This window comes from Rhodoferax sp. (assembly GCF_028714215.1).
GTDB lineage: Bacteria > Pseudomonadota > Gammaproteobacteria > Burkholderiales > Burkholderiaceae_C > Rhodoferax.
The window spans coordinates 23,514-48,253 of sequence record NZ_JAQTMS010000040.1; the positions used below are offsets into that span (position 1 = coordinate 23,514).

Below are 24,740 nucleotides of genomic sequence, written 5' to 3' on the forward strand. Positions count from 1 at the left end.
TCCATGTTTGGCATTGTCGACTACGGCGCGTTTGTCGTCGCAATCATCGTTTTTCTGCTGATTCCCGGTCCCGGGAATTTGGCCTTGATCACCTCCACCGGCAAGGGCGGCATCAGGGGCGGCCTGGCGGCCACCCTGGGCGTCATTTTTGGCGATCAGGTTCTGATGTGGCTGGCCGTGGCAGGCGTTGCGGCATTGTTAAGCGCCTACCCGACGGCGTTCAATGCGGTGCAATGGCTGGGCGCCGCTTACCTGGCCTGGCTGGGCGGGAAAATGTTGCTGGCAAAAGCCGGTTCCGCACCGGTGCTGCATATCAAGCCGCATCACTACCTGCGTCAGGCGCTCACGATCACCTTGCTCAATCCCAAGGCGATTGTGTTCTACATGGCGTTTTTCCCCTTGTTCGTGGATCCGGCCCGGCATCAGGGCTTGACTACTTTCGCCGTCATGGCGCTGACCATTGCGGCACTGACCTTTGCCTATGGCTTGACGGTGGTGTTGCTGACCCACTTTCTGGCCGCGCGCCTGCGCGCCAATCCGCACATATCTGGCGCACTGGAGAAACTGGCCGGCTTGTTCCTGGTTGGTTTTGGCGTCAAGTTGGCGCTATCGCATTGAACCTTCATTCTCTTTTCACTCCTACCCCGGGGCAATACTTCATGGCCAAAATATTCTGCGTCGCCAATCAAAAAGGCGGCGTCGGCAAGACCACTACCACCGTGAATCTGGCGGCGGGTCTGGCCAAGGTAGGGCAGCGGGTGCTGATGATTGACCTTGATCCGCAGGGCAACGCGACCATGGGCTCGGGCATCGACAAGCGGCAACTGGAACTGACTATTTACGACGTTCTGCTGGAGTCGGCCTCGATCGCGCAGGCGCGGGTGAAAAGCGACAAGTTGACGGAGGGCGGCTGCGGCTACGACATCCTGGGTGCCAATCGCGAATTGACCGGTGCCGAGGTCGAGTTGGTGGATGTGGAGCGGCGCGAAAAACGCCTGAAGCAAGCGCTGGCGCAGGTGCAGCAGGACTACGATTTCGTCCTGATCGATTGCCCGCCGTCGCTTTCCATGTTGACGCTCAATGGCCTGTGCTGCGCGCACGGCGTCATCGTCCCCATGCAGTGCGAGTACTTTGCGCTGGAGGGGCTGACCGATCTGGTCAACACCATCAAGCAGGTGCATGCCAACCTGAACAAGGAGCTGGCCATCATCGGCTTGTTGCGCGTCATGTTCGACCCGCGCATCACCTTGCAGCAGCAGGTCAGCGAGCAACTCAAAGCTCACTTTGGCAACAAGGTGTTCGACACCGTCATCCCGCGCAACGTGCGTCTGGCGGAAGCCCCCAGTTATGGCGTTCCCGGGGTCTTGTTCGACCCGGCCAGCAAGGGCGCGCAAGCCTATGTGGCGTTTGCCCAGGAGATGGTGGAACGCATTGAAAAAATGTAGTTGTTTTGTGCGTTCCGCCATCAAGCAGGCGTCTTTCGCTACCGAAGTTATAGCAAAATGAACCCTCCCCACGTGTTGTTGCTGCCGGGTTGGCAAGACTCCGGTCCCGAGCACTGGCAGAGCCGCTGGGAAACCCTGCATGGCTATCAGCGCGTCACGCAGCACGACTGGATGCGGCCGCTGCGCGGGGACTGGATTGCCCGGCTGGAAGACGTGTTATTGCAGCGCAGCGAACCGGCGCTTCTGGTGGCCCACAGCTTGGGTTGTCTGCTGGTGGCGGCGTGGGCGGCGCACTCCGGCAATACGCACCTTGTGAAGGGCGCACTGCTGGTGGCCCCCGGCGATGCCGAACGCGACGAATTGCGTCCGGTCCTGGCCAGTTGGTCGCCCATTCCCTTGCAAGCATTGCCCTTCAAAAGTATTTTGGTTGGCAGCCGCAACGATCCCTATTGCACCGCCCAGCGGGCACGCCAGTTCGCCAGTGCCTGGGGCTGCGACTTCATCGACTACGGTGAGCGGGGCCATATCAATGCCGAGTCGGGCCTGGGCCCCTGGGCCGAGGGGCACACATGGCTGCATCGACTCAACCCGTCGGGGACAACGCCGAAAGCCCATCCCGCAGATATACACGAAGGATAAAAAATGGTTACCAAATCCCCCAAAGGCCTTGGCCGCGGACTCGAAGCCTTGCTGGGGCCCAAAGTCAATGAGAAAGCGGCGTTCGACGCCTCCGTCGGCAACCCAGTCAGTCCCGGTTTGCCGGCCTCGCTGTTGCTCTCCGACATGCTGCCGGGCATGTACCAGCCGCGCACCCGGATGGACGAGGGGGCTTTGTACGAGTTGGCGGAGTCCATCAAGGCCCAGGGCATCTTGCAGCCGATCCTGGTGCGTCAGCTGCAGGACGGCCCGAACCAGGGCAAGTACGAGATCATTGCCGGCGAGCGGCGTTTCCGTGCCGCCAAATTGGCCGGCCTTGACAGTGTGCCGGTGCTGGTGCGTGACGTCCCCAACGAGGTCGCCGCAGCCATGGCCTTGATCGAGAACATTCAACGCGAAGATCTCAACCCCCTGGAAGAAGCCCAAGGTCTGCAACGCCTTATCAAGGAGTTTGGGCTCACTCACGAGCTGGCGGCGCAAGCCGTGGGGCGTTCCCGCAGTGCGGCCAGCAATTTGCTGCGTCTGCTGAATCTGGCCGATCCGGTGCAAACCATGTTGATGGCGGGCGATCTGGACATGGGCCACGCGCGCGCCTTGCTGGCACTGGACCGGGCGACCCAGATCACGGCGGCGAATCAGATCAGTGCCCGGAAATTGTCGGTGCGCGAGGCCGAGAGCCTGGCCAAAAAACTCGGCGCCGAATTCACGCTGACCTCGGTCAAACCGAAGAAGGAAAAATCGCGTGACATGAAACGGGTCGAGGAAGAACTGTCGGACCTGCTGGCCGCCGAGGTCGAGGTGCGGGTCAAAAAGCGCGTCAAGCGCGCCGGTCGGCTGGAAGAAATGGGCGAACTCAGCATCCACTTTGGCTCGCTCGATGAGCTCAACGGGCTGATTGACAAGCTCACGCGCAGCGCTACGCGCTGAAGCGCCACGGGCGCAAGATATCAGAGCGTAAAAATCTTGCCCGGATTCATGATGTTTTTCGGGTCCAGTGCGCGTTTGATGGTGCGCATCATGTTGACCGCCGGCAGGCCCGTCTCGGACAGCAGGAAATCCATCTTGTGCAGGCCGACGCCGTGCTCGCCGGAGCAGGTTCCTTCCAGGCGCAGGGCGCGCTCGACCAGGGCATGGTTGAGTTTTTCGGCGCGCTGGCGCTCCTCCGGCTTGTCGGGGTCTATCAGATAGCCGAAGTGGAAATTGCCGTCGCCGACGTGGCCGACCAGAAAGTACGGGATACCGCTGGCGTCGGCTTCCGCCACCGAGTCCAGCAGACAGTCGGCCAGGCGGGAAATCGGGACGCAGGTGTCGGTTGAAATGGCGCGGCAACCGGGCTTGGACTGAATGGCGGCAAAGTAGGCGTTGTGCCTGGCAGTCCACAGACGGGTACGCTCTTCCGGCGTGGTGGCCCACTCGAACGCGGTGCCGCCGAACTCAGCGGCGATTTCCTGCACCGCCTCGGCCTGTTCCTTGACGCCGCTGGGCGAGCCATGGAACTCCATCAACAGCAGCGGTTCTTCCCGCAGACTCAACTTGGCGTAGCCATTGACCATGCGCACGGTTTTGCCGTCCAGCAGTTCCACGCGCGCAATCGGTATCCCCAGCTGGATGATCTGGATCGTGGTGCGCACCGCCGCTTCTATGCTGGGAAAGGAACAGATCGCCGCCGAGATTGCTTCCGGCAGCGGGTAGAGTTTGACCGTCACCTCGGTGATCACGCCCAGCGTCCCTTCGCTACCGACCAGCAGCCGCGTCAAGTCATAGCCGGCACTGCTTTTTTTGGCCCGGGTGCCGGTGCGGATGACGTCGCCGCTGGCGCTCACCAGTTCCAGCGCCAGCACGTTTTCGCGCATGGTGCCGTAACGGACCGCGTTGGTGCCGCTGGCGCGGGTGGCGCTCATGCCGCCCAGCGTGGCATCGGCGCCGGGGTCAATCGGGAAGAACAGGCCGGTACTCTTGACCGCTTCATTGAGCTGCTTGCGCGTCACGCCGGGCTGCACCGTGACGGTCAGGTCTTCGGCGTTGATGGCCAGTACCTGGTTCATGCGACTGACGTCCAGGCTGATGCCCCCCTGCACCGCCAGCAGATGGCCCTCAAGAGAGGTGCCAACGCCAAAAGGAATCACCGGTACGCTGAACTGGCTGGCCAGTTTCACGGCGTCGACAACGTCCTGCGTGCTCTCGGCAAAGACCACGGCGGCCGGCGGCGGCGCCTCGAAAGACGACTCGTCGCGCCCGTGCTGCTCACGCACCACCAGGGCGGTCGAGCACTGCTCGGCAAAACGAGTCTTGAGCGCGTCCAGCAGCGCCAGCGGCACCTCGCGCTGCTGGATGTGGGGGGTCAGGTCGGCGGGCTGGGGCAAGGAGTTCACGGGTTGGTCCTGTCAAATCGGTTGAGTCTGTATTTTGCTGCAACAATAGCACCGATCAAGGAGACCTTCATGGGACAACGGCTGACTCAAATCGCTACCCGCACCGGCGACAACGGCACCACCGGTCTGGGCGACAACACGCGCGTCTCCAAGGACAGCTTGCGGGTGCACGCCATGGGCGAGGTCGACGAGCTCAATTCCAACCTGGGCGTTCTCTTGTGCGAAGAGCTGCCAACCGCTGTGCGCGCCCTGCTGGTCGAGATGCAGCACCAGCTTTTCAACCTGGGCGGCGAGTTGTCGATTCCCGGCTTTGAGTTGCTGAAACCCGAGGCCGTGCTGGCGCTGGACGCTGCCCTGGCGCAGCACAACGCAAAACTGCCGCGCCTGCAGGAGTTCATTCTGCCGGCCGGCACGCGCGCCGCGGCGCTGGCCCATGTCTGTCGCACCGTGGCCCGCCGTGCCGAGCGTGCCGTGGTGGCGCTGGAAGGCCAGGAGCCCCTCAAGGACACGCCGCGCCAGTACCTGAACCGGCTGTCGGACCTGCTGTTCGTGCTGGCCCGCGTGCTGAACCGTTACCGCGTTGATGGCACGGTGGGCGATGACGTGTACTGGAAAAGCCAGCGCCTGGCGCAATCGGCGACGGAGTGAGCGGTTGCTCTCTCAAAAATCTTTGACTGAATTGGCTGGACGAAGTTAGAAAATCTGGTTGCCGCCCAGACCAGGCGCTAACGCGGCGCCAAGATCGCCATCGTGATGCGTGACACGCAAGTTAATTCGCCGGCGTCGTTGTGCAGGTCGATCTGCCAGACCTGGGTCGTGCGACCCAGGTGCACCGGGCGCGCGGTACCGGTCACCCAGCCGCTGGTCGTGCCTTTGATGTGGTTGGCGTTGATGTCCAGTCCCACCGCCCGGTAGCCTGGCGGGCTGGAGAAGGCGGCACCGCAGGAGCCCAGGGTTTCGGCCAACACCACGCTGACACCGCCGTGCAGCAAGCCGTAAGGCTGCTGGGTGCGCGGATCGACCGGCACGCGGGCGCTGATGAAGTCATCACCCACTTCCAGAAACTCGATGCCCAGATGGGCCACCGTGGTGTTGACGTGAACAGCGGTGAGTACTTCCACCGAAACCGGTATTTTCCAGATGCGCATCAAGGCTCCAAATCGATAGGTGCTGGCAACTATAAACAGAAGCACCCACCGGAGCCTGTCAAACGGGTGTCAGCAGCGATTGTCCTGACGTTGAAGGCCGGATCGCAGCTCAGGCGCCCAGGGCTGGCAGCACCTCGCCGCGGCATTCGCCGAAGCCAATGCGCACACGGCCCGGCGCCTCGCACCAGCCGCGCAGGATGACAGCATCACCATCCTGCAAAAACGCCCGCTGCTCGGTGACGCCATCGGCGTGCGTCAGGGTGAGGGGTTCCCGGCCGCCCTTGGTCAGCTCAACCATGGCGCCGGCCTCCTGCGGCTGGGGACCCGAGATGGTGCCGGTGCCCAACAGATCGCCGGGTTGCAGGTTGCAGCCACCCACGGTGTGCTGGGTGACCATCTGCGCCAGCGTCCAGTATTGGTGGCGAAAACTGGTGTGCGACACGCGCGTGCCGGGCTGTCCCTTGCTGCGTTGCCGCGCGGTCTGGAGCAGCACTTCGAGCCGCACATCCAGCACGCCCTGGGCACGGTTGCCGGCACTCTCCAGATAGGCCAGTGGCTGGGGTTCGTCGGCCGGTCGCTCGAACGGCAGCCGGAACGGCGCGAGCGCCTCCAGGCTGACCAGCCAGGGCGACACGCTGGTGGCGAAGTTCTTGCCCAGAAAAGGACCCAGCGGCGCCATTTCCCAGAACTGGATATCACGCGCCGACCAGTCGTTGAGCAGACACAGACCGAAGATGTGTGACTCGGCTTGCGCCAGCGCAATCGGTTCGCCCAAAGCATTGCCCTGGCCGATGCAGATACCCAACTCGAGTTCATAGTCCAGCCGTGCGCAGGGGCCGTAAACAGGAGTCGACGCGCCCGCAGGCATGAACTGGCCCATCGGACGCCGAAATCTCTGGCCACTGACGACGATGCTGGAGGCGCGGCCGTGATAGGCAATCGGCAGCCATTGAAAGTTGGGCGTCAGGGGCGGCGCATCCGGCCGCGCGATGCGCCCGACGTTGCGCGCGTGGTGAATCGAGGTATAGAAATCGGTGTAGTCGCCAATGGCCATGGGCACGGCGTATTCCACCGCGTCCTGCGGCAGCAGGCAGGCCCGGACCGCGGCCACCGATGTGCCGGGGGCGCTGCTTTGCAGCAGCCCAAACAAGGCGTGGCGCAAGGCTTGCCAGGCCGCTGGGCCTAGCGCCAGGAAGCCGTTCAGCACCGCTTGGGCGCACGCACCGGCCGCTTGCGCCGCCAACCCTTGCAGGCACGCGGTACCGCTCAAGGCCGCCAGGTCCAGCACCTGATCGCCAATGGCGACACCGCCACGAAAAGATTCGTCGCTGCCGCTGCGCCGAAATACCGCGAGCGGCAGATTCTGGATCGGGAAGTCCGTGTCGGTGGCCGATGGCAGCCAACTCCGGGTGGCGGGATCGTGGGTGTGGTTGAGTTGCATGGTGGGGTCAATCAAACTTGTGGGACTTGACAGGGCCTGGGCTCAGGCGCCGGCCGTCAGTCGCTCGTCAAAGATCGCTACGGCGCGGGTCCAGCCGGCCGAGGCGCGACGAACCTTGTGCGGGAAGCACGAAATGTAAAAACCGGTGGCCGGTAAGCATTCGAGGTTGTGCAGTTTTTCCAGATGGCAGTAGCCGATATCGCGCCCGGCCTTGTGGCCCTCCCAGATGAGTGCGGCGTTCCGGGTTTCGGCGTATTTTTTGGCGGTGTGTACGAACGGTGCGTCCCAGCTCCAGGCGTCAGTGCCGGTCAGGCGCACGCCTTGCGCCAGCAGGTACATGGTGGCTTCATAGCCCATGCCGCAACCGGATGACACGTAATCCGGCTGGCCATAGCGGGCACCGGCGCGCGTGTTGACGACCACAATCTCCAGCGGCGACAGCCTGTGGTCTATGCGCTTGAGCTCGGCTTCGACATCGGCGGCGGTGACCACATAACCATCCGGCAATTGACTGAAATCGAGCTTCACGCCAGGCTGGAAACACCACTCCAGCGGCACCTCGTCGATTGCCAGGGAGGGCGTCTTCGCGCCCAGCGCCTTGCCCATCGTGCTGTGAAAGTGGTACGGCGCGTCGAGGTGCGTGCCATTGTGGGTGGACAGGCTTACCCGCTCCACCGCCCAGCCTTCGCCATCGGGCAGGTCTTGCTTGGCCAGGCCGGGGAAGAAGGGCGCAATCTGGGCAAAGCTGTCCTGGTGAGTGAAGTACTCGATTTTGGGCTCCAGACCCGGCGGATCCGAGGCGACGTCGTTTTCCAGAAAAATCGACAAGTCTACAAATTTGCGTGTCATAGGGGGTTCCCTTCAAGGCATTTGCCACTTCAATAATTTCTTTTCAGCCTGGCGCAGCAGTGCATTGCTGACAAAGCCGATCGCCCCCAGCAGCAGCACGCCAGCGAACAGCTCGCTGGCACGAAACGAGCGCGCCGCCAGCAGAATAGCCTGACCCAGCCCGGCTTGCGAGGCAATCATTTCGCCCACGACGGCCACAATCAGGGCGACCGTCAGCGACAGCCGCATGCCAGCCAAAATGTCCGGCAGGGCGTTGGGCAAGCCGATTTTGAAAACGAAGGCCAGGCGTGACAGCTGCAGCGCCTGGCTCACTTCCCTCAGCCGCACATGCGTGGCGCCAAAGCCATGCACGGTGGCCAGCAGCACCGGCCACATGGCGCCAAAAGCCACTACAAACAACACCATGCCGGCGCTCAAGCCGAAGATCGCAATCGCCAGCGGCATCAGGGCCGAGGCCGGCAATGGACGAAGGAACTCCAGCGTCGGCCCGATCCAGACCCGTGCCAGGGCGGAGCTACCGATCAGCGCACCCAGCGCCACCCCCAATAGCGAGGCCAGGCCCCAGCCCAGCCCCATGCGCAGGATGGTGGCTTGCGTGAAGTCAAGCAATTCTCCCCGGGTGAAGCCCTCCAGCAAACTCGCCAGTGTGGCTTGCGGCGTCGGCAAAAAAACCTTGCTGATCCACTGCTGATGGCTGACCAGCCACCAGAGGCCGATCAGCGCCAGCAGCAGCAACAGCGACTCAGACCAGGCCAGGATTTTGAAACAAGCCTTCATGGCGGAGGACCCTCCGGCACGTCGCCCATTTTGTAGGCAACCCAGCGCTGCAGGGCCAGCGCAGCGGCGTTGATGGCGTAGCCCACCAACCCGATCCAGAACAGCCAGGCCAGCATCAATTCGGGCGCCAGGCTTTGCTGTGCAATCATCAGCGCGTAGCCCATGCCGCTGGGATTGGCGGCAATCTCCACCGTGACCGCGACCACCAGGGCAATTGCCACACCCAGGCGCAGCGCCACGAACAGACGCGGCAGCACCGCCGGCAGCACGATTTTGGTGGTGCGGGCCAGTGGGCTCAGATTCAGCGCGCTGGCCACTTCCAGCAGGCGCGGCTCCACCTGCTGCACGGCGGCCTGCGTCAACAACAGCAGCGGCCAGAAGGTGGCAAAGGCGACGATGCTGATTTCCATGCGAAGACCGAACCCGAACACCAGCATGGCCAGCGGGATCAGTGCCACCGAGGGGATCGGCCGCAGCACTTCAACCGACAGAAAACTGATTTCGGCGGCGCGCCGCGACAGCCCTAGCAGCACCCCCAGACCGACACCCAGGACCAGCCCCAGCAGCAGTCCGAGCCCGGCGCTGCCCAGTGTGAAGGCGGTGGCCTGCGCGATCGAATACTCGCCGGTGGACAGCAAAGCCATGACAAAGGCGCGCAGGGCCAGCGTTGGTGGCGCCACTGCATCGCTGCCTTGACCGGCGCCGCGGGCATACCACTCCAGCGCCGCCAGCAACAGGGCCGGAAAAGCAAAAGGACGGAGCCGGCGCAACATTGCAGATCACCTTTCAGGGGTGGCCCAGAAAGCCATACAGCTCGCGGCGCAAACGCAGGAACTCGGGGTGCTCCTTGGTCAACAGCTGGTCGCGCGGCCGTTCAATCTTCACTTCCACCATGGCTGCCAGGCTGGGCTTGTCGGGGGTCGGGTTGGCGCGTAGCGCAATCACCCGGTCGCTCAGGTAGATCGCTTCTTCCAGGTCGTGCGTCACGAACAGCACCGTCAGACCGGTGGTGCGTACCAGGCTGGACAACTCGTCCTGCAGGCTCGCGCGCGTCATGGCATCGAGCGCGCCAAAAGGCTCGTCCATCATCATCAACTCGGGTTCCTGCGCCAGGCAACGCGCGATCTGCACGCGCTGCTGCATGCCACCCGAAAGCTGGGCCGGGAACCTGGCGGCGTGGGCGGAAAGGCCAACTGTTGCCAGCACTTTGGCGATGCGCGCGGGCCGCTGGCCGGCCGGCACCTGGGCGGCCTCCAGCGCCAGGGCGATGTTGCCCTGCACGGTGCGCCAGGGCAGCAAGGCCCGGCCATAGTCCTGGAACACAAAAGCCACTTCACGCGACGGTACGGTGATTGGCTCGCCGCGACGCCGCGCCACGCCGGCGCTGGGCGTGACGAAGCCGGCGGCGGCGCGCAGCAAGGTGGTCTTGCCGCAGCCGGAGGGACCAATGACGCAGACAAATTCGCCGCGCGCCACGGAGAAACTGGTGGGCGAGAGGATCTCGCGCCCACCCAGGTGGATCGCAAGCTGGTCGAATTCAAGCAGTTCCGAGGTCATTTGACAAGCAACTGCCCTGCAGCCGGCGCCGTCTTCAGCATCTGCTGCCCGTTCATCATCTGAATCCAGTCATTGAGCTGGCGCTCGCTCACCATTGGGCCGGGCGGGGAAATCTGCATCTTTTGCACCGCGGGCGCCGGCAGGCGCAGGTATTTGACGAGGGCCGCGCGCAGCCTGCCGTCGTTCTTCGGGTTGCGCATGAAGGCGGCTCCTTCCTGCACCGCCTGGGCAAAGCCCTTGGCGGCGGCGGGGTTGGCTTTGACCCATTCGCGCTTGGCGACGTGCACGATGGTGGGCAGACCGTCAGGCAGGAAGGTGGTGTAGAACGAGGCCACATAGCCCGTCCCGCTGTCCACAATGCGCGCCATGAAAGGCCCGGCAGTGATCACTGCATCGATGGAGCCACCCCGGATCAGATCGGCGTGCTGCGGGAAGGGTGCTTCGATGAAGTTGACTTTGCGATAGTCCACACCGTTGTTCTTGAGCCATTGGCGGAACGTCACGTGCAACAGCGCACCCAAGCCCGGCACACCCACTTTTTTGCCCAGAAAATCCTGCGGACTGCGGATGTTGGAGCCGGCGCGCGCCACCGCCGCCAGGTCGGTGTAGGTTTTCGACAGCACACCGCCGCCCGCCAGCACCACGTGGTCGAGGCCGCCATCCACCGACTGCAAGAAGACCGTCGGCGTGGGACCGCCGATTTGCAGTGAATCGGACTGGATGGCGGCTGGAATGGCCGAGTTCAGAGGAATGAATTTGAGTTCCACATCAAGCCCGTGTTGCTTGAAATAGCCTTCCTCGGCAGCGACAAACACCGAGGCAAAATCACTGACTGCGGTGTAGCCATAAGCGATTTTTGCCGTGGTTTGGGCGCGCACGGACAGCGCTGCACTGGCAGCGATGGCGCTGGCAGCGGTGATCAATTGACGGCGTTTCATGATGTCTCCTGGCTTGTGTTTGGCCGCGTGCGCGCAGTCTTTGCGGCTGGCGGTGATGGAACCGTGAGTGAACGTGACTGGGTGCCGGTGCGCCCCGACGGAGCTAACGGCAGTGCCATGGCCTGGCGCATGCCGCCCGCGATAAAGGCGCTCAGCAAGGGCTGCGCGGCCGGATCGTTGGGGCGGTTGACGCCGCCCGACAGGCGGGTCACGCGCTGATCGGCAATGTGGTGCAGCAAAGCCCCCAGCATGAACTGATAGCACCAAGCCATCTGCGCTTTGCTGCAACCCGGAAAACAGGCCATCAGGGCTTCAATGAAGGCGTGCGCCATCGGATCGAAATACTGGCGCAGGGCGCGGTCGGTTTCCTGGCCCGGCTCATTCAGGCCGCGTGTCATCAGCAAGGCATACCATTCGCCGTCCGGACTGGCACGCAGCCTGAGTACAGGTTCGACAAAGGCGGCAATCACACGTTCCAGATAATCCGGCGCATCAGCCTGTTCGCGCACGCTTCGCAGGGCCGCCAGGCGTTGCGCGATAGTATGGTTCCAGTGCTCGAAGATGGCGTGAAACAACTCGTGTTTTTGGCCATAGTAGTAGCCCACCAGCGCCAGCGGAACACCCGCTTCCTGTGCAATTTGCCGGATCGTCACGGCGTGGTAGCCGTTCAGGGCAAACAGTTTTTCGGCGGCCAGCAGAATGTCGGCCTTGCGATCTGGCCGCTCCGTAGCACGACGCACCGCAGCCGTGTGGGAGCGGTGCGTGCTGGCGGGCGTGGTTCGTGCAAGCGGGCTCATGCCGGTATTGAACATCTGTACAAGAAATTGAACATCCGTACAAACCCTGATCCGAGGATTTGAAAACTGACGCCCAGGCGCTTGCAGGATGGGGCCGAGTCACGCTACCCTTGGACCATGACAGAATCCCAAACACCCCCCAACATTCCCCAGATTCGCCTTTACCAAAACTGGCTGCAACAGACCCGCGGCCTGGCGTTCGATTCGTATGACGCACTCTGGCGCTGGTCGACGACCGAGCTGGACGCCTTCTGGCAAAGCATCTGGGATTACTTCGAACTCCAGTCGTCGACACCGCACAGCGTGGTCTGCGACGCTGCGCCGATGCCCGATACCCGCTGGTTTGTCGGCGCCCGCGTCAACTACGCGCAGCAGGTACTGCGGCACGTGGCGCCAGCGCATGGCGCCGGCTTTGCGGCCATCGTCAGCCACAACGAAAAAAGCCTGACACTGGGAGCACCGCGCGAACTGAGCTGGCCGGAGCTGCGGCGCCAGGTGGCCGCGCTGGCCTTGCACCTGCAGGCGCAGGGGGTGCAGCCGGGCGACCGGGTAGCGGCCTACTTGCCCAACACGCCGGAAACCATGGTGGCCTTTCTGGCCACCGTGAGCATCGGCGCCATCTGGAGCGTCTGCGCGCCGGACATGGGCAGCAACGCGGTGCTGGACCGCTTCCGCCAGATCGAGCCCAAGGTGTTGATCGCCTGCGATGGCGTGACTTACGGCGGGCGCGACTTCGACCGCACCACGGTGGTGGCGGAACTGTGCACCGCGCTGCCCTCGGTGCAACACCTGATCGTGCAGCACAACCTCCGGCTGCCGACCGAGGCCGTCAACTTTGCCGGCTGGACCGATTTCGCGCAGGCGACGGCCCGAAACGATGCGCAAACAGAGGCTTTCGAGCCGCACTGGCTGCCCTTCGACCACCCGCTATGGATTGTCTATTCCAGCGGCACCACCGGCCTGCCCAAACCCATCGTGCACGGCCACGGTGGCACCGTGCTGGTGGCGCTGGCACTGAAGTGCCTGCACAACGACGTCGGTTGCAGCTACGCACCCAATACGCTGGGCGAGCGCTACCACTGGTACAGCTCCACCGGCTGGGTGATGTGGAACGCGCAGCTCAGCGGCTTGCTCAGCGGCACCACCTGCTGCATTTTCGACGGCAACCCGGGTGGCAGCACGGTCGATGCCGAGGGCAACAAGCAGGCCCCCGACTGGAGCACGCTATGGCGTTTTGCCGCCGGGCTGGGTGTCACTTTCTTTGGCGCGGGGGCCGCGTTTTATGCCAATTGCCAGAAGGCCGGCATCGACCTGGCGGCCTGCGGCGACCTGTCCCGTGTGCGCGCCCTGGGCACCACCGGTTCACCCCTCAGCGCCGAGGCTCAAGCCTGGGGCACGGCGCAATTTCAAAAGTTAGGGGCCGCCGCGTCTGATGGAGTCACGTCCAGTGAGCCACAGGCGGAGGTCGGTGCCAGGGCGAACGCCGCCGCGCCGGGCCGCCCCAAGCAAGGCACGGCCCCCTCGGGGGGCAGGGAGCCACACGAAGTGGGCGAGCGTGGGGGCGACATCTGGTGGTGCAATATTTCGGGCGGCACCGATTTTTGTGGCGCTTTCATCGGCGGCAACCGCGAGCTGCCGCAAGTGCCGGGAGAAATGCAGTGCCGTTTGCTGGGCTGCGCGGTGGAGGCCTGGAACGAACAGGGGCAGCCGGTGATCGACGAAGTGGGCGAGCTGGTTTGCTGCCAGCCGATCCCCAGCATGCCTTTGTATTTCTGGGGCGACCAGGGCAAGCAGCGCTACCTGGCCAGCTATTTCGACATGTACCCCGGTGTCTGGCGTCATGGCGACTGGCTTAGGATCGGGCGCAACGGTGGCTGCATCATCTATGGCCGCAGCGACGCCACCATCAACCGGCACGGCTTGCGCATGGGCACCAGCGAGCTGTACAGCGCCGTGGAAGCCTTGCCCGAGGTACTGGACTCGCTGGTGGTGGACCTCGAATACCTGGGGCGCGAGAGCTACATGCCGCTGTTTGTGGTGTTGCGCGAGGGCCAGACGCTGAACGCTAGTGTGCGCGGAAAAATCGTCGAGGCCATCAAGACCGCGCTGTCACCGCGCTTCGTGCCCAACGAGATCTTTCAGGTGGCGGAGATCCCGCGCACCCTGTCCGGCAAAAAACAGGAACTGCCGATCAAGAAGCTGCTGCTGGGCCAGCCGCTGGAGAAGGTGCTGAATCGGGAAGCGATGGCCAACCCGGCCTGTCTGGACTGGTATGTGGCGCTGGCCCGGTCGCGCCAGTGAGCCGGACCGCTAACCCGGGTCCAGCCGACCATAAGCGGCGCGCACCCAGACGCCCGACAAACTTTCGGCCAGTGCGTCATCCGACAAATTCAGGGCCGCCAGGTGCGGGTTCTTGAGTACAAACAACTCGCGTAAAAAATCGTCGATCATGGATTCCAGCGCATAGGCCGTCAGCAGTGCCTGTTTGGGAGACAGCGGGCCGCCCCGGCTGATGTGGGCGGCCAGCCGCTCGGCCCATTTCCGGTTGACGTCCTGCTGCAGGCTGATCAATTCAGGAATGTCCTGCCGCAATTCACGCACGCGTTCCATCAAGGCCGCGTTCTCGCGGTAAAACGCAATGTATTCCCGGTTCACGTCGGTGACCAGCGTGAGCAAATCATTGGTCTTGCTGCGCCTGGCCTTGCCGGTACGTTCGACGAACTGAAACACGATGGTCAGAAACTCGGACAGCACCTCGAACACGCAGTCGCGCTTGTTGGCGTAATACTGGTAAATGGTGGGTCGGGAGACGTTCGCCTTGCGTGCCACCACATCGAGTGAAAAGCTGGCGTAACCGCTGCCTTCCAGGATCGCCGCGGTGGCCCAGCGGATGGTGGCGCGAGTCCGTTCACCCTTGGTAAAACCGGGATCCTGGATACGCGCTTCCAGCAAGCGCAAGAAGTTGGCTGAGTGGTCAGGGTTCATGACCGGATTGTAGAGACTGGCGCGCAAGGACAAGTGGGAAGGAGCGGTGGTAACAGCGGTATTTGCAGAAATCTGACATGGATGTTACTATTATCTGACGTCTATGTCACTTATAGGCCAACGACCCCAAAGAGGAGAACGCCATGCCTTACGCGCAAGTCAATGATGCCAAGCTGTATTACGAAGACACTGGTGGCGACAAGCCGGCGCTGTTGTTTACCCACGGCATCTTCTTTTCCAGCGCGATGTTCGCGCCGCAATTCGAGGCGCTGAAAGCGCAATACCGCTGCATCGGGCTGGACTGGCGCGGCCAGGGGAAGAGCGAAGTCACCCTGGGCGGCTACGATGTCGACAATCTGGCGCGCGACGGCATGGCGCTGATGACGCATTTAGGTCACGAGCAATTCCACTGGGTCGGTCTGTCCATCGGCGGTGTCGCCGGCATCCGCATGGCGGCCGAGCAGCCGGCGCGCATCAAGAGCCTGTTCGCGATCGGCGCGGCGGCCGATTGCGAGCCCTACGAAAAACTTGCCAAATACGAAACCCTGTTCGAGAAGATCCTCAGGGAAGGATTCGAATCGATTCGCGCGCCGATGGCGCCCATCATCTTCGGGCCGGATTTTCTGGCCGACGCCTCGCGCGCGGCGCTGCGAGAGCGCTGGCTCGACATCATGTGCGCCAACGACCCGGTCGCCTGCTGCCGCGCGGCGGCGCCGATTTTGCGCCGGCGCGACATTCGCTATCTGTTGCCGCATGTGAAATGCCCGGTCTTTGTCACCACTGGCCAGCACGATGGGGCCAATGGGCCGCAGCGGGCGCAGATGATTCACGCCGGCATTCCTCATTCGCAGCTTGAAATCATCCCGCGCGCCGGGCATACGGCGACGATCGAGGAGCCCGCCCTCCTGAACGCCATGCTGCTCCAATTTCTCGGACAGCAGGCCTGAGCCGCGACCCGCCTGAAGCGCCGCGCGACCCGGCGAGCGATCACCACAACAGCCTCGGCACAAGCGCTTGCAGAAACCTGACATAGCTGTTAGTATTCTCTGACGTATATGTCAGATATTCGCGGCAACGACTTCCCTATCGAGAGCTTGATCCTTCGGTCGGCCTTGCAAGTCGGGCAGACCGAGCGCTTCCTTTGCAACTAAACGAACGATGGAGAGACAAATGACACTGAACCGACGTCAACTTCTTGCCGCAGGCACCTTGGCTGCTGGCATTCCCCTGCCGCTGTGGGCGCAAGGCGCGCGTGCGCTCAACATCGCGATCCACCCTGAGCCGCCGACGCTGCTGGCGGCCTTTGGGGGTGTCGCACCGGCGCAATTGGTCAATGGCAACATTTACGAGAGTTTGCTGCGTTTCGACGAGAAGCTGCAACCCCAGCCCAACCTGGCCACCGAGTGGACGGTCTCCAAGGATGGTTTGGTCTACACCTTCAAACTCAAGCGCGGCGTCACCTGGCACGACGGCAAACCCTTTAACGCCGCCGACGTGATCTACACGGCAGACATCTTCATGCGCCAGCTCAATCCGCGCTTCAGACTGGTGCTGCAGTTGACGCACAGCATGCAGGCACTGGACTCCCACACGGTGGAGTTCCGGCTGAATTACCCCTACCCGCCCTTCCTGCAACTGTTCGATGTCAACAGTTTCCCGATTGTGCCCAAGCATCAGTTCGAGGGCGTCGATCTTTCACGTCCGCCCGCTTTCAAACCGATCGGCACCGGTGCCTACAAGTTCAGGGACTGGCAGCGTGGCTCGTTCATTCAGCTCGAACGCAATGCCGCCTACCACGTCGCCGGCTTGCCGGCGGTGGAGAACGTCTACTTTCACGTGATTCCCGACGCGGCGTCACGGGCTGCGGCGTTCGAGTCCGGCCGCATCGACGTGCTGCCAGGCGGCACCGTCGAGTTCTTCGATGTCGGGCGCTTGGCCAAGCTGCCCGGCGTGGCCGTCAGCACCAAGGGCTGGGAAAAGTTGGCGCCGCTGTCCATGCTGTGGATCAACCACCGCGTCCCCTTGTTGCAGGATGTGCGCGTGCGCCGCGCGCTGATGCATGCCATCGACCGCGACGCGCTCGCCAAGGTGGCGTGGCAAGGGTTTGCAACCCCGGCCACCGGGCCGCTGAGCCATTTGACGGCGTTTTACACACCCAAGGTGCAAACCTATCCGCACGACGCGGCCAAGGCCAGGAAACTGCTGGCCGCGGCAGGCTACAAGGGCGAGCCGGTGCGCCTGCTGGGATTGCCTTACGGCGAGGTCTGGACGCGCACGGCGGAGATGGTCAAGCAAAATCTGTTGGCTGCCGGCTTCAACGTGCAGCAGGTCAGCGCCGACCTGCCGGGCGTCGTCGCGCGCCAGTCCAACTGGGACTTTGACCTTGCGTTCACCTACTTCAATCAGTACGGCGACCCCGCAGTCGGTGTGGCGCGCAACTACATGGGCAGCGAGATCCGCAAGGGCTCACCCTACAACAACGTCGGCGGCTACCAGAGCGCCAAGGTGGACGCGCTGTTCGAGCGTGGCTCGCGCGAAAGCGACCCGAAGAAGCGCGCCGAAATTTACGCCGAGGTACAGCGCACCATGGTTGACGACGTCGCTGCCGGCTGGCTGCTGGAACTGAACTTTCCGACCGTTTACCGCACCCGCATCGACAACCTCATCAACAGCGCCCTGGGCCTGAACGACAGCCTGGCGCGGGCGACTCTGCGCGGCTGAACCGGCGGCCCGCAATCGCATGAACAAGCTCTGGTTTCTGGGGCGCCGCCTGCTTCAAGGCGTGGCCACGCTGCTGGTCATCGCCGTCGTCAACTTCGTGCTGATCCGCATGGCGCCGGGCGATCCGGCCATGGTGATGGCCGGCGAGGCGGGCGCGGGCGACGAGCAGTTCCTGCAGCAGCTGCGCCAGCGCTTCGACCTGGATCGCCCGCTACCGGCACAGCTTGCCAGTTACCTCGGTCACCTGCTGCAGGGCGACCTGGGCGATTCGTACCGGCAGCAGCAGCCGGTGCTGGACCTGATTGTGGAGCGGCTGCCCGCCACGTTGCTGCTGACCGGCTCCGCCCTGGCTATTTCGCTGCTGCTGGGGGTTAGCCTGGGCGTCTGGGCCAGCGCGCGCGTCGGCACCTGGAAGGACAGCGCCATCTCCGCGCTGGCTACACTGTTCTACGCCACGCCCTTGTACTGGCTGGCGCTGCTGGCGGTGCTGGTGTTCGCGTTGTGGCTGCCGTGGTTGCCGCCCTACGGCCAGGAGACGGTCGGTGCTGGCTACACGGGCTTGGAGCACGTGCTGGATGTCGCGCGCCACCTGGTGCTGCCGACGATGGTGCTGGCGATGTTTTACATGGCGATTTACGCGCGCATGACCCGCGCCGCCATGCTGGAAGTGGCGGGCCAGGACTTCGTGCGGGTGGCGCGCGCCAAAGGACTTTCACCCGGCCGCATCCTGCGCGCCCATGTCTTGCGCAACGCGCTGCTTCCGGTGGTGACCATGGCCGGCTTGCAGGCCGGCGCCATGGTCGGTGGCGCCGTGCTGATCGAAACCGTTTTTGCCTGGCCTGGCATCGGTCGACTGCTGTACGACGCGCTGGCACAGCGCGACTACAGCCTGTTGCTGGGCACCTTCCTCTTCACCGCGGCGCTGGCCGTCGCCTTCAACGTGCTGACCGACCTGGTGTACACGCTGGTCGACCCGCGCATCGAACTCGCATGAACAACGGCTTCTGGAGGCGCTTTCGGCGCAACCGCGCGGCGGTCGTCGGCGCGGCCCTATTGGCACTGGTTGCGCTGTGCGCTTTGGCGGCGCCCTGGCTGGCCGGCAACGACCCCTGGGCCATGGTGCAGCAACCCTTCCTGGCACCCGGCGCGCTGCCCGGACTGCCCATGGGGTCCGACGCGCTGGGCCGCGACGTGGCCGCCGGCTTGCTCTACGGCGCGCGCGTCTCCATGCTGATCGGACTCACGGCCACGGCCGTCGCGCTGCTGCTGGGCATAGGCCTGGGCGCCACGGCCGGTTACCACGGCGGCTGGGTCGATGCGTTGCTGATGCGCTTCACCGAACTGTTCCAGGCGATTCCGGGATTCGCCTTCGCCGTGGTGCTGGTGGCGATCTTCCAACCGTCGGTGCAATCCATCGTCGCCGCCATTGCCATCGTCTCCTGGCCGCCGGTGGCACGGCTGGTGCGCGGGGAGTTCCTCACCCTGCGCGGGCGCGAGTTCGTCGCGGCGGCCCAGCTCGCCGGCCAGAGCAGCGCAAGAATCATCTTCACGCAGATCTTGCCGAACGCGGTCTCCCCGATCGTGGTCATGGGTTCGCTCATGGTCGCCAGTTCGATCCTGCTGGAATCGGCCCTGAGCTTTCTCGGCCTGGGTGACCCCAACGTGATGAGCTGGGGCTACATGGTGGGCGCCGCGCGCACCGCGCTGCGGCAGGCCTGGTGGGTGGCAATGTTCCCGGGCTTGGCGATCATGCTCACGGTGCTGTCGCTGAACCTGGTCGGCGAAGGGCTGGCCGATGGCTTGAACACGCGGCTCGATGGGAGAACCCGTTGAGCGCGCCGCCGGTGTTGCAGGTGCAAGGCCTGTCGATCCGGCTGCCCGCGGGCGCGGAGCGGGCGCTGGCGGTCGAGGGTGTGGACTTCACGCTGAGTGCCGGGCAGACCCTGTGCCTGGTGGGCGAAAGCGGATCGGGCAAGTCGATGGTCGCCAGCGCGGTGATGGGGCTGCTGCCCAAGCCGCAGGTGGCTCCGGTGGCCGGGCGCATTCTGTTCGAAGGGCGCGACCTGCTGGCGCTGGGCGAGACCGAACTGCGCGCGCTGCGCGGCAAGCGCATGGGCATGGTCTTTCAGGAACCCATGACCTCGCTGAACCCGGTGCTGCGCATCGGTGAACAGATCGGCGAGGTACTGGATGCGCACGGCCCTTTGCCCGCCGAGCAACGGCGCGCACGCATCATCAGCGCGCTGACCGATGTAGGCTTGCCGGAGCCCGAACTGATTGCGCAGTCCTTTCCGTTTCGCCTGTCGGGCGGCCAGCGCCAGCGCGTGATGATTGCCGCGGCGCTGGTGCTTGAGCCCGCGCTGTTGATTGCCGATGAACCGACCACGGCGCTGGATGTCACGACCCAGGCCCAGATCCTGGCGCTGATGCGCGAATTGCAGCAGCGCAAGGGCATGGCGCTGCTGTTCATCACGCACGATTTCGGTGTCGTCGCCGACATTGCCGACCGGGTCGCGGTGATGCGCCTCGGCCGCGTCGTCGAATCCGGCACCGCGCAGGAGGTGCTGCGGGCACCCCGGCATCCCTACACGCGCGCGCTGATCGCCGCCATTCCGCACGGCCGGGCGCGCGCAAGCGGCGCCTTCGAGGCCGCGCCGCTACTGAACGTGCAGGGCCTGTGCAAGACCTACCGCAGCGCTGGCAGCCTGCTGCGCCGGGGCCGCGAGGTGCCGGCCGCTCGCAACCTGAGTTTCACCCTGTCACGCGGCGAGACGCTGGGCGTCGTCGGCGAATCGGGCTCGGGAAAGTCCACCCTGGGGCGGCTGCTCACCGGGCTGATTGCCCGCGACAGCGGGCAAGTCCAGTTCGACGGTCGCGCGCTTGCGCCTGAACTGCGGCACCGTCCTGCAAGCGAACGCGCCCTGATCCAGATGGTGTTTCAGGACCCGTATGCGTCGCTCAATCCGCGCCATACCGTGGGCGCCGCGATCGCTGCCGGGCCACTGGCGCAGGGCCAGCCGCGCGACAAGGTCAGCGCCCTGGTGGCTGAGTTGCTAGCCAAGGTCGGGCTCGGTCCGGACGCCGCCCAGCGCTACCCGCACGAGTTCTCGGGTGGCCAGCGCCAGCGTGTCGCCATCGCCCGGGCGCTGGCGCTGCGGCCGCAATTGCTGGTGGCGGATGAGCCGGTTTCGGCGCTGGACGTCTCGGTGCAGGCGCAGGTGCTGGAACTGTTCGAGCAGTTGCGGCGCGAGTTCCAACTCAGCATGGTCTTCATCACGCACGATCTGCGGGTGGCCGCGCAGATGTGCGATCGCGTCGCCGTGATGCACCGCGGCAATATCGTCGAGATGGGCGAAACGGCCACCGTGCTGGGCCAGCCGCAGCACGACTACACACGGGAGTTGATTGCCGCCGCGCCGAATTTCGCCCGCAGTCAACCGAAGGGATTTGACGCATGAAGCGCGAACTCGAAACGCTCGATGCCGTGGCCACGGCGCAGTGCGTGCGCAGCGGGGAACTGTCCGCCCTGGAGGTGGTGCAAGCCGCCATCGAGCGTCTGCATGAGCGCAACCCGGCGCTCAATGCCGTCATCGACAGTTGGGAAGACGAGGCGCTGGAGCGTGCCCGCGACAAAGTTCCGATGGGCCTGCTGGCCGGCGTTCCCTTCCTGCTGAAGGACACGGTGGATTACCCCGGGCGGCGCTTCGCCAGGGGCTCCCGGCTGCGCATGAATGTCATGGGCAGCAGTGTGGACCCGTGGGTTGCGGCCATGCAGGCGCAGGGCGCGATCTTCATCGGCAAGACCAACACCCCCGAGTTCGGCCTGATGGACGTCACCGAGCCGATGGCCTTCGGGCCGACGCAGAACCCCTGGCGCGCCGACGTGGCCAGCGGCGGCTCCAGCGGCGGCAGCGCCGCGGCGGTGGCGGCGCGCATCGCACCGATCGCGCACGGCAGCGATGGCGGCGGCTCGATCCGTTTCCCGGCCGCCTGCTGCGGCGTGTTCGGCTTCAAGCCGTCGCGCGGACGCACCACGGCGGCAGCGCCCGAGTTCGACGCCCGGCTGCAGTCGGTCGTGGCGTCGCATGTGCTCACGCTCAGCGTGCGCGACAGTGCGCTGGCCTTCGCGATCGCCGAATCAGCGCGCCGCGACCCGCTGGACCAGGCTGTAAAGCCGTGGGGACCTCAGCCGCTGGGTCGCAAGCTCAGAGTCGCGCTGATCACGCGCCCCTTGCACGGCGGGCCGCTGGCCGGCGCTTTCGAGGCGGCGCTGCTGCACACGGCCGAGCTGATGCGCAGCCTGGGCCACCAAGTGGTTTCCTGCGATTGGCCGATCGACGCACCCGGCTTGCATGCGGCGTTTTTCGACCGCTGGGCCTATTCGGTCCATGTCGAAGTCGCGGCCATGCCCGAGGCGCAGCGGCGGCACTTCCTCCTTGATGTCGAGCCCTGGACGCGGGGGCTGGCGCGCGAAGGGGCTGCACTTGCGCCCGAGCGCGTCGAAGCCATGGTGCAACACTGCCTGATGGCCAGCGCGCAGATGGAACAATTTCATCGCGAATGGGACGTCCTGATGACGCCGATTTCGGCCGAGCATCCGGTGCTGCGGGGCCAGCACGCGCCCGACCTTGACTACGCGACCCTGCACCAGCGGGTCAGCCGCAACGTGGCCTTCACCCCGCTGCAGAACATCACCGGGCAGCCCGGCATGTCGCTGCCCTTGCACTGGACCCCTGACGGCTTGCCGGTCGGCGTGCACTTCGCCGCCGCAGCCGGGGGCGACGAAGGGCTGTTCCAGCTGGCCTACCAACTCGAAGCCGCGCAACCCTGGGTGCAACGGCGCCCACCTCTCCTCAAGGAACCACACCCATGACTGTTCGCCACATTGCGCTGCTCGCCTACCCGGCGATGACGGCGCTGGACCTGATCGGCCCGCACCACATCCTGTCCATGCTGCCCAACGTGCGCGTGCATCTGGTGGCCAAGACGCTGGAGCCCATCACCAGCGACCTCGGCTTGGTGATCACGCCCAGCACCACTTTCGACGACTGTCCACAGCAGTTGGAGGTGTTGTTCACCCCCGGAGGAACGCGCGGCACCCTGGCGGCCATGGAAGACGAAGCGACCCTTGCCTTCATGCGCTCGCGCGGGCAGCAGGCCCGTTGGGTCACCAGTGTCTGCACCGGATCGCTGATTCTCGGCGCCGCCGGGCTGCTGCAAGGGCGCCGCGCCACTTCGCACTGGGTGGCACGGGATCTGCTGAGCCGGTTTGGCGCCACGCCAGTGGACCAGCGGGTGGTCCAGGACGGCAACGTGCTTACAGGCGCCGGTGTGACCGCCGGTCTGGATTTCGCCTTGACGCTGGTGGCGACGATCGCCGGTACCGAGCACGCACGCAAGGTCCAACTGGTGGCCGAGTACGACCCCGCCCCACCCTTCGATGCGGGCTCGCCGGCGCGCGCGGGACAGGCGACGACCGACGCGATGCGTGAAATGCTGGCACCTTTTCTGGCGCTGGCAACGCAAGCCGCGCAACGTTGGACTCCTTACGCTGTGTCAGTGACTCACGGTCACCATGGTTCTTCCTCAAATTGATGACATGTCAAGCTCTGTCCGGCATGGCGGGTGGATCAGGCTGGTGGGGCACTCAGCGCTGCGGCTGTCCCCCCGCCTTCGGCGTCCTCCTTTATGCCGCTGCACTGAGCGCCCCGCCAACCTGTTCCATGGTGGCTGTTCGGCCCGCGCAAACCACCGATGCCGCTACCGAGGGCGCTGGGGTGAGTGGCGTAGCGTGGACTTGGGGTTTTGCCAAATGAATACGAAGGGACTTCCCGCTTCCTGGTAACGGCATCAAGTGCCAAGATTGGTTTTTTGGAAGTCAATCTACAACCTTTGGAAGGAGAAGTCCCATGCAAGAGATTACACGAGTTGGCGTTGATCTGGCAAAGCGCGTCATCCAGGTCCTGGCGGTCAATGCCGCAGGATTGCGGGTCACGGGACGCGCATTGACGCGCGAGAAATTCCTGCCCTGGTGCGCGCAGTTGCCCCCAGGTTGCCTGGTTGCCATGGAGGCCAGCTCCAGCGCCCACCACTGGGCCCGCAAGCTGATCGCCATGGGCCTGGATGCGCGCATCATCGCCGCCCACCTGGTCGCGCCCTACCGCATGCAAGGCAAAGGCGGCAAGAACGACGCTAACGATGCGGCGGCCATCTGCGAGGCGGCCAGCCGACCCCAGATGCACTTCGTGCCGGTCAAGAGCGTGGAGCAGCAAAGCATGCTGTGCATCCACCGCCTGCGCGAGGGCTTCAAGACTGAGAGGGTGGCCTGCATCAACCGCATTCGCGGCCTGTTGGCCGAGTTCGGGCTGGTGTTCGCCCAAAAGCCTGAAGTGCTGCGCCAGGCCCTGCCCGAGACAATAGAGGACGCCAGCAACGAACTCGGAGGCCTGGCACGCCTGGCCCTGCAACGTGCCTTCGTGCAGTGGCAGGAGTTGGATGAGCACCTGGACTGGTGCGACCAGCGAATCGCAGCACACCTCAAGACTAACGAGCAGGTGCGCCAGGCCCAGCAACTCATGGGTGTGGGGCCGGTCACCGCCTCGGCGGTGGTGGCCAGCGTGGGCGACTTCCACCAGTTCAAGGACGGTGCGCAGTTTGGTGCCTGGCTGGGTCTGACGCCACGGCAACACTCCAGCGGTGGCAAGAACAACCTGGGCAGAATAACCAAGCACGGGGATATGTACCTGCGCACGCTCTTGATCCAGGGGGCCAAGTCGATCGTGCTGACGGCGCATAAACGCGATGACCCGATCTCCAGGTGGGTGCTCCAGATCAGACAGAGGTCGGGTTGGCAGAAGGCAGTGGTGGCCTTGGCCAACAAGAACGCTCGCATCCTGTGGGCCGTGTTTGTACGCGGTAAAGCCTTTGGGATTTGATGATTAAGGTCCACGCCCCAAGGGGCTGAAGCGTTACAGGCCGATGAAACAACAAACCCTAGCCATGGCAGCCGATCAGACTTTCGAGAACTACCGCAAGCCCACGCGACGCGATGAG

The 24,740-nt window shown here is 64.4% G+C and carries 24 protein-coding genes; 14 read left to right on the top strand and 10 right to left on the bottom strand.

The window, feature by feature from the left end:
• Positions 1-3: 3 nt before the first annotated feature.
• Genes PHS32_RS16895 through PHS32_RS16910 form a run of 4 tightly spaced genes read left to right on the top strand, consistent with a single transcriptional unit; the run spans position 4 to position 3,029 of the window.
• Positions 4-618 (top strand): LysE family transporter, encoded by a 615-nt coding sequence (locus tag PHS32_RS16895; RefSeq protein ID WP_301080228.1) that lies wholly within the window; start codon positions 4-6, stop codon positions 616-618.
• A 41-nt stretch (positions 619-659) separates the two neighbouring features.
• Complete coding sequence (locus PHS32_RS16900; protein WP_301080229.1) at positions 660-1,445, top strand: ParA family protein; 786 nt, start codon at positions 660-662, stop codon at positions 1,443-1,445.
• Between the two features lie 57 nt (positions 1,446-1,502).
• Positions 1,503-2,084, top strand: coding sequence for an alpha/beta fold hydrolase (locus PHS32_RS16905; protein WP_301080230.1), 582 nt, complete (start codon positions 1,503-1,505; stop codon positions 2,082-2,084).
• Positions 2,085-2,087: 3 nt separating this feature from the next.
• Complete coding sequence (locus PHS32_RS16910) at positions 2,088-3,029, top strand: ParB/RepB/Spo0J family partition protein (RefSeq protein WP_301080231.1); 942 nt, start codon at positions 2,088-2,090, stop codon at positions 3,027-3,029.
• Between the two features lie 20 nt (positions 3,030-3,049).
• On the opposite strand, the gene PHS32_RS16915 is transcribed toward PHS32_RS16910, so the two are convergent.
• A complete protein-coding gene (locus PHS32_RS16915; RefSeq protein ID WP_301080233.1) occupies positions 3,050-4,474 on the bottom strand; it encodes an FAD-linked oxidase C-terminal domain-containing protein in 1,425 nt (474 codons plus the stop codon).
• A 69-nt stretch (positions 4,475-4,543) separates the two neighbouring features.
• Between PHS32_RS16915 and PHS32_RS16920 the strand changes: the two genes are divergently transcribed.
• A complete protein-coding gene (locus PHS32_RS16920; RefSeq protein ID WP_301080234.1) occupies positions 4,544-5,122 on the top strand; it encodes a cob(I)yrinic acid a,c-diamide adenosyltransferase in 579 nt (192 codons plus the stop codon).
• A gap of 77 nt (positions 5,123-5,199) precedes the next feature.
• On the opposite strand, the gene PHS32_RS16925 is transcribed toward PHS32_RS16920, so the two are convergent.
• The 8 genes from PHS32_RS16925 to PHS32_RS16960 all read right to left on the bottom strand — a co-directional run bounded on the left by PHS32_RS16925 (position 5,200) and on the right by PHS32_RS16960 (position 11,981).
• A complete protein-coding gene (locus PHS32_RS16925) occupies positions 5,200-5,622 on the bottom strand; it encodes a hotdog fold thioesterase (protein WP_301080235.1) in 423 nt (140 codons plus the stop codon).
• A 109-nt stretch (positions 5,623-5,731) separates the two neighbouring features.
• On the bottom strand, positions 5,732-7,063 hold the full coding sequence (gene fahA / locus PHS32_RS16930; RefSeq protein WP_301080236.1) for a fumarylacetoacetase: 1,332 nt from the start codon (positions 7,061-7,063) through the stop codon (positions 5,732-5,734).
• Positions 7,064-7,105: 42 nt separating this feature from the next.
• The gene (locus PHS32_RS16935; protein WP_301080237.1) at positions 7,106-7,912 is read right to left on the bottom strand and encodes a cyclase family protein; all 807 of its coding nucleotides are present in this window, start codon (positions 7,910-7,912) and stop codon (positions 7,106-7,108) included.
• Positions 7,913-7,924: 12 nt separating this feature from the next.
• Positions 7,925-8,689 (bottom strand): ABC transporter permease, encoded by a 765-nt coding sequence (locus tag PHS32_RS16940; RefSeq protein WP_301080238.1) that lies wholly within the window; start codon positions 8,687-8,689, stop codon positions 7,925-7,927.
• Positions 8,686-9,462: an ABC transporter permease subunit gene (locus tag PHS32_RS16945; protein WP_301080239.1), complete on the bottom strand. Its 777-nt coding sequence runs from the start codon at positions 9,460-9,462 to the stop codon at positions 8,686-8,688. Before PHS32_RS16945 ends, PHS32_RS16940 begins: the two co-directional genes overlap by 4 nt.
• A 13-nt stretch (positions 9,463-9,475) precedes the next feature.
• Positions 9,476-10,246 (bottom strand): ABC transporter ATP-binding protein, encoded by a 771-nt coding sequence (locus PHS32_RS16950; RefSeq protein WP_301080240.1) that lies wholly within the window; start codon positions 10,244-10,246, stop codon positions 9,476-9,478.
• Positions 10,243-11,184, bottom strand: a complete 942-nt coding sequence (locus tag PHS32_RS16955; RefSeq protein WP_301080241.1) for an ABC transporter substrate-binding protein — start codon at positions 11,182-11,184, stop codon at positions 10,243-10,245. Before PHS32_RS16955 ends, PHS32_RS16950 begins: the two co-directional genes overlap by 4 nt.
• Positions 11,181-11,981: a TetR/AcrR family transcriptional regulator gene (locus PHS32_RS16960; protein WP_301080242.1), complete on the bottom strand. Its 801-nt coding sequence runs from the start codon at positions 11,979-11,981 to the stop codon at positions 11,181-11,183. Before PHS32_RS16960 ends, PHS32_RS16955 begins: the two co-directional genes overlap by 4 nt.
• A 117-nt stretch (positions 11,982-12,098) precedes the next feature.
• Here PHS32_RS16960 and PHS32_RS16965 point away from each other — a divergent pair, with 117 nt between their 5' ends.
• The gene (locus tag PHS32_RS16965) at positions 12,099-14,282 is read left to right on the top strand and encodes an acetoacetate--CoA ligase (protein WP_301080243.1); all 2,184 of its coding nucleotides are present in this window, start codon (positions 12,099-12,101) and stop codon (positions 14,280-14,282) included.
• A 9-nt stretch (positions 14,283-14,291) separates the two neighbouring features.
• On the opposite strand, the gene PHS32_RS16970 is transcribed toward PHS32_RS16965, so the two are convergent.
• Positions 14,292-14,966, bottom strand: a complete 675-nt coding sequence (locus tag PHS32_RS16970; protein WP_301080244.1) for a TetR/AcrR family transcriptional regulator — start codon at positions 14,964-14,966, stop codon at positions 14,292-14,294.
• A 143-nt stretch (positions 14,967-15,109) separates the two neighbouring features.
• On the opposite strand from PHS32_RS16970, the gene PHS32_RS16975 reads away from it, so the two are divergent.
• The 8 genes from PHS32_RS16975 to PHS32_RS17010 all read left to right on the top strand — a co-directional run bounded on the left by PHS32_RS16975 (position 15,110) and on the right by PHS32_RS17010 (position 24,622).
• Positions 15,110-15,913 (top strand): alpha/beta hydrolase, encoded by an 804-nt coding sequence (locus tag PHS32_RS16975; RefSeq protein ID WP_301080245.1) that lies wholly within the window; start codon positions 15,110-15,112, stop codon positions 15,911-15,913.
• 223 nt (positions 15,914-16,136) lie between these two features.
• Positions 16,137-17,687: an ABC transporter substrate-binding protein gene (locus PHS32_RS16980; protein WP_301080246.1), complete on the top strand. Its 1,551-nt coding sequence runs from the start codon at positions 16,137-16,139 to the stop codon at positions 17,685-17,687.
• A 19-nt stretch (positions 17,688-17,706) separates the two neighbouring features.
• Positions 17,707-18,681 (top strand): ABC transporter permease, encoded by a 975-nt coding sequence (locus tag PHS32_RS16985; protein WP_301080247.1) that lies wholly within the window; start codon positions 17,707-17,709, stop codon positions 18,679-18,681.
• Entirely contained in the window at positions 18,678-19,520 is an 843-nt protein-coding gene (locus PHS32_RS16990) for an ABC transporter permease (protein WP_301080248.1), read from the top strand. Before PHS32_RS16985 ends, PHS32_RS16990 begins: the two co-directional genes overlap by 4 nt.
• Positions 19,517-21,145 (top strand): ABC transporter ATP-binding protein, encoded by a 1,629-nt coding sequence (locus PHS32_RS16995; protein ID WP_301080249.1) that lies wholly within the window; start codon positions 19,517-19,519, stop codon positions 21,143-21,145. Before PHS32_RS16990 ends, PHS32_RS16995 begins: the two co-directional genes overlap by 4 nt.
• The gene (locus PHS32_RS17000; protein WP_301080250.1) at positions 21,142-22,560 is read left to right on the top strand and encodes an amidase family protein; all 1,419 of its coding nucleotides are present in this window, start codon (positions 21,142-21,144) and stop codon (positions 22,558-22,560) included. The genes PHS32_RS16995 and PHS32_RS17000 overlap by 4 nt, the downstream gene beginning before the upstream one ends.
• A complete protein-coding gene (locus PHS32_RS17005; RefSeq protein ID WP_301080251.1) occupies positions 22,557-23,282 on the top strand; it encodes a DJ-1/PfpI family protein in 726 nt (241 codons plus the stop codon). The genes PHS32_RS17000 and PHS32_RS17005 overlap by 4 nt, the downstream gene beginning before the upstream one ends.
• Positions 23,283-23,596: 314 nt before the next feature.
• Positions 23,597-24,622, top strand: a complete 1,026-nt coding sequence (locus PHS32_RS17010) for an IS110 family transposase (protein WP_301080252.1) — start codon at positions 23,597-23,599, stop codon at positions 24,620-24,622.
• The last annotated feature ends 118 nt before the right edge of the window (positions 24,623-24,740 follow it).

Excerpts from the sequence above, each read along its gene's own strand:
- PHS32_RS16895 (WP_301080228.1), top strand. The coding sequence starts at position 4 with ATGTTTGGCATTGTCGACTACGGCGCGTTTGTCGTCGCAATCATCGTT.
- PHS32_RS16900 (WP_301080229.1), top strand. The coding sequence starts at position 660 with ATGGCCAAAATATTCTGCGTCGCCAATCAAAAAGGCGGCGTCGGCAAG.
- PHS32_RS16905 (WP_301080230.1), top strand. The coding sequence starts at position 1,503 with ATGAACCCTCCCCACGTGTTGTTGCTGCCGGGTTGGCAAGACTCCGGT.
- PHS32_RS16910 (WP_301080231.1), top strand. The coding sequence starts at position 2,088 with ATGGTTACCAAATCCCCCAAAGGCCTTGGCCGCGGACTCGAAGCCTTG.
- PHS32_RS16920 (WP_301080234.1), top strand. The coding sequence starts at position 4,544 with ATGGGACAACGGCTGACTCAAATCGCTACCCGCACCGGCGACAACGGC.
- PHS32_RS16925 (WP_301080235.1), bottom strand. The coding sequence starts at position 5,622 with ATGCGCATCTGGAAAATACCGGTTTCGGTGGAAGTACTCACCGCTGTT.
- fahA (WP_301080236.1), bottom strand. The coding sequence starts at position 7,063 with ATGCAACTCAACCACACCCACGATCCCGCCACCCGGAGTTGGCTGCCA.
- PHS32_RS16935 (WP_301080237.1), bottom strand. The coding sequence starts at position 7,912 with ATGACACGCAAATTTGTAGACTTGTCGATTTTTCTGGAAAACGACGTC.
- PHS32_RS16940 (WP_301080238.1), bottom strand. The coding sequence starts at position 8,689 with ATGAAGGCTTGTTTCAAAATCCTGGCCTGGTCTGAGTCGCTGTTGCTG.
- PHS32_RS16945 (WP_301080239.1), bottom strand. The coding sequence starts at position 9,462 with ATGTTGCGCCGGCTCCGTCCTTTTGCTTTTCCGGCCCTGTTGCTGGCG.
- PHS32_RS16950 (WP_301080240.1), bottom strand. The coding sequence starts at position 10,246 with ATGACCTCGGAACTGCTTGAATTCGACCAGCTTGCGATCCACCTGGGT.
- PHS32_RS16955 (WP_301080241.1), bottom strand. The coding sequence starts at position 11,184 with ATGAAACGCCGTCAATTGATCACCGCTGCCAGCGCCATCGCTGCCAGT.
- PHS32_RS16960 (WP_301080242.1), bottom strand. The coding sequence starts at position 11,981 with ATGAGCCCGCTTGCACGAACCACGCCCGCCAGCACGCACCGCTCCCAC.
- PHS32_RS16965 (WP_301080243.1), top strand. The coding sequence starts at position 12,099 with ATGACAGAATCCCAAACACCCCCCAACATTCCCCAGATTCGCCTTTAC.
- PHS32_RS16970 (WP_301080244.1), bottom strand. The coding sequence starts at position 14,966 with ATGAACCCTGACCACTCAGCCAACTTCTTGCGCTTGCTGGAAGCGCGT.
- PHS32_RS16975 (WP_301080245.1), top strand. The coding sequence starts at position 15,110 with ATGCCTTACGCGCAAGTCAATGATGCCAAGCTGTATTACGAAGACACT.
- PHS32_RS16980 (WP_301080246.1), top strand. The coding sequence starts at position 16,137 with ATGACACTGAACCGACGTCAACTTCTTGCCGCAGGCACCTTGGCTGCT.
- PHS32_RS16985 (WP_301080247.1), top strand. The coding sequence starts at position 17,707 with ATGAACAAGCTCTGGTTTCTGGGGCGCCGCCTGCTTCAAGGCGTGGCC.
- PHS32_RS16990 (WP_301080248.1), top strand. The coding sequence starts at position 18,678 with ATGAACAACGGCTTCTGGAGGCGCTTTCGGCGCAACCGCGCGGCGGTC.
- PHS32_RS17000 (WP_301080250.1), top strand. The coding sequence starts at position 21,142 with ATGAAGCGCGAACTCGAAACGCTCGATGCCGTGGCCACGGCGCAGTGC.
- PHS32_RS17005 (WP_301080251.1), top strand. The coding sequence starts at position 22,557 with ATGACTGTTCGCCACATTGCGCTGCTCGCCTACCCGGCGATGACGGCG.
- PHS32_RS17010 (WP_301080252.1), top strand. The coding sequence starts at position 23,597 with ATGCAAGAGATTACACGAGTTGGCGTTGATCTGGCAAAGCGCGTCATC.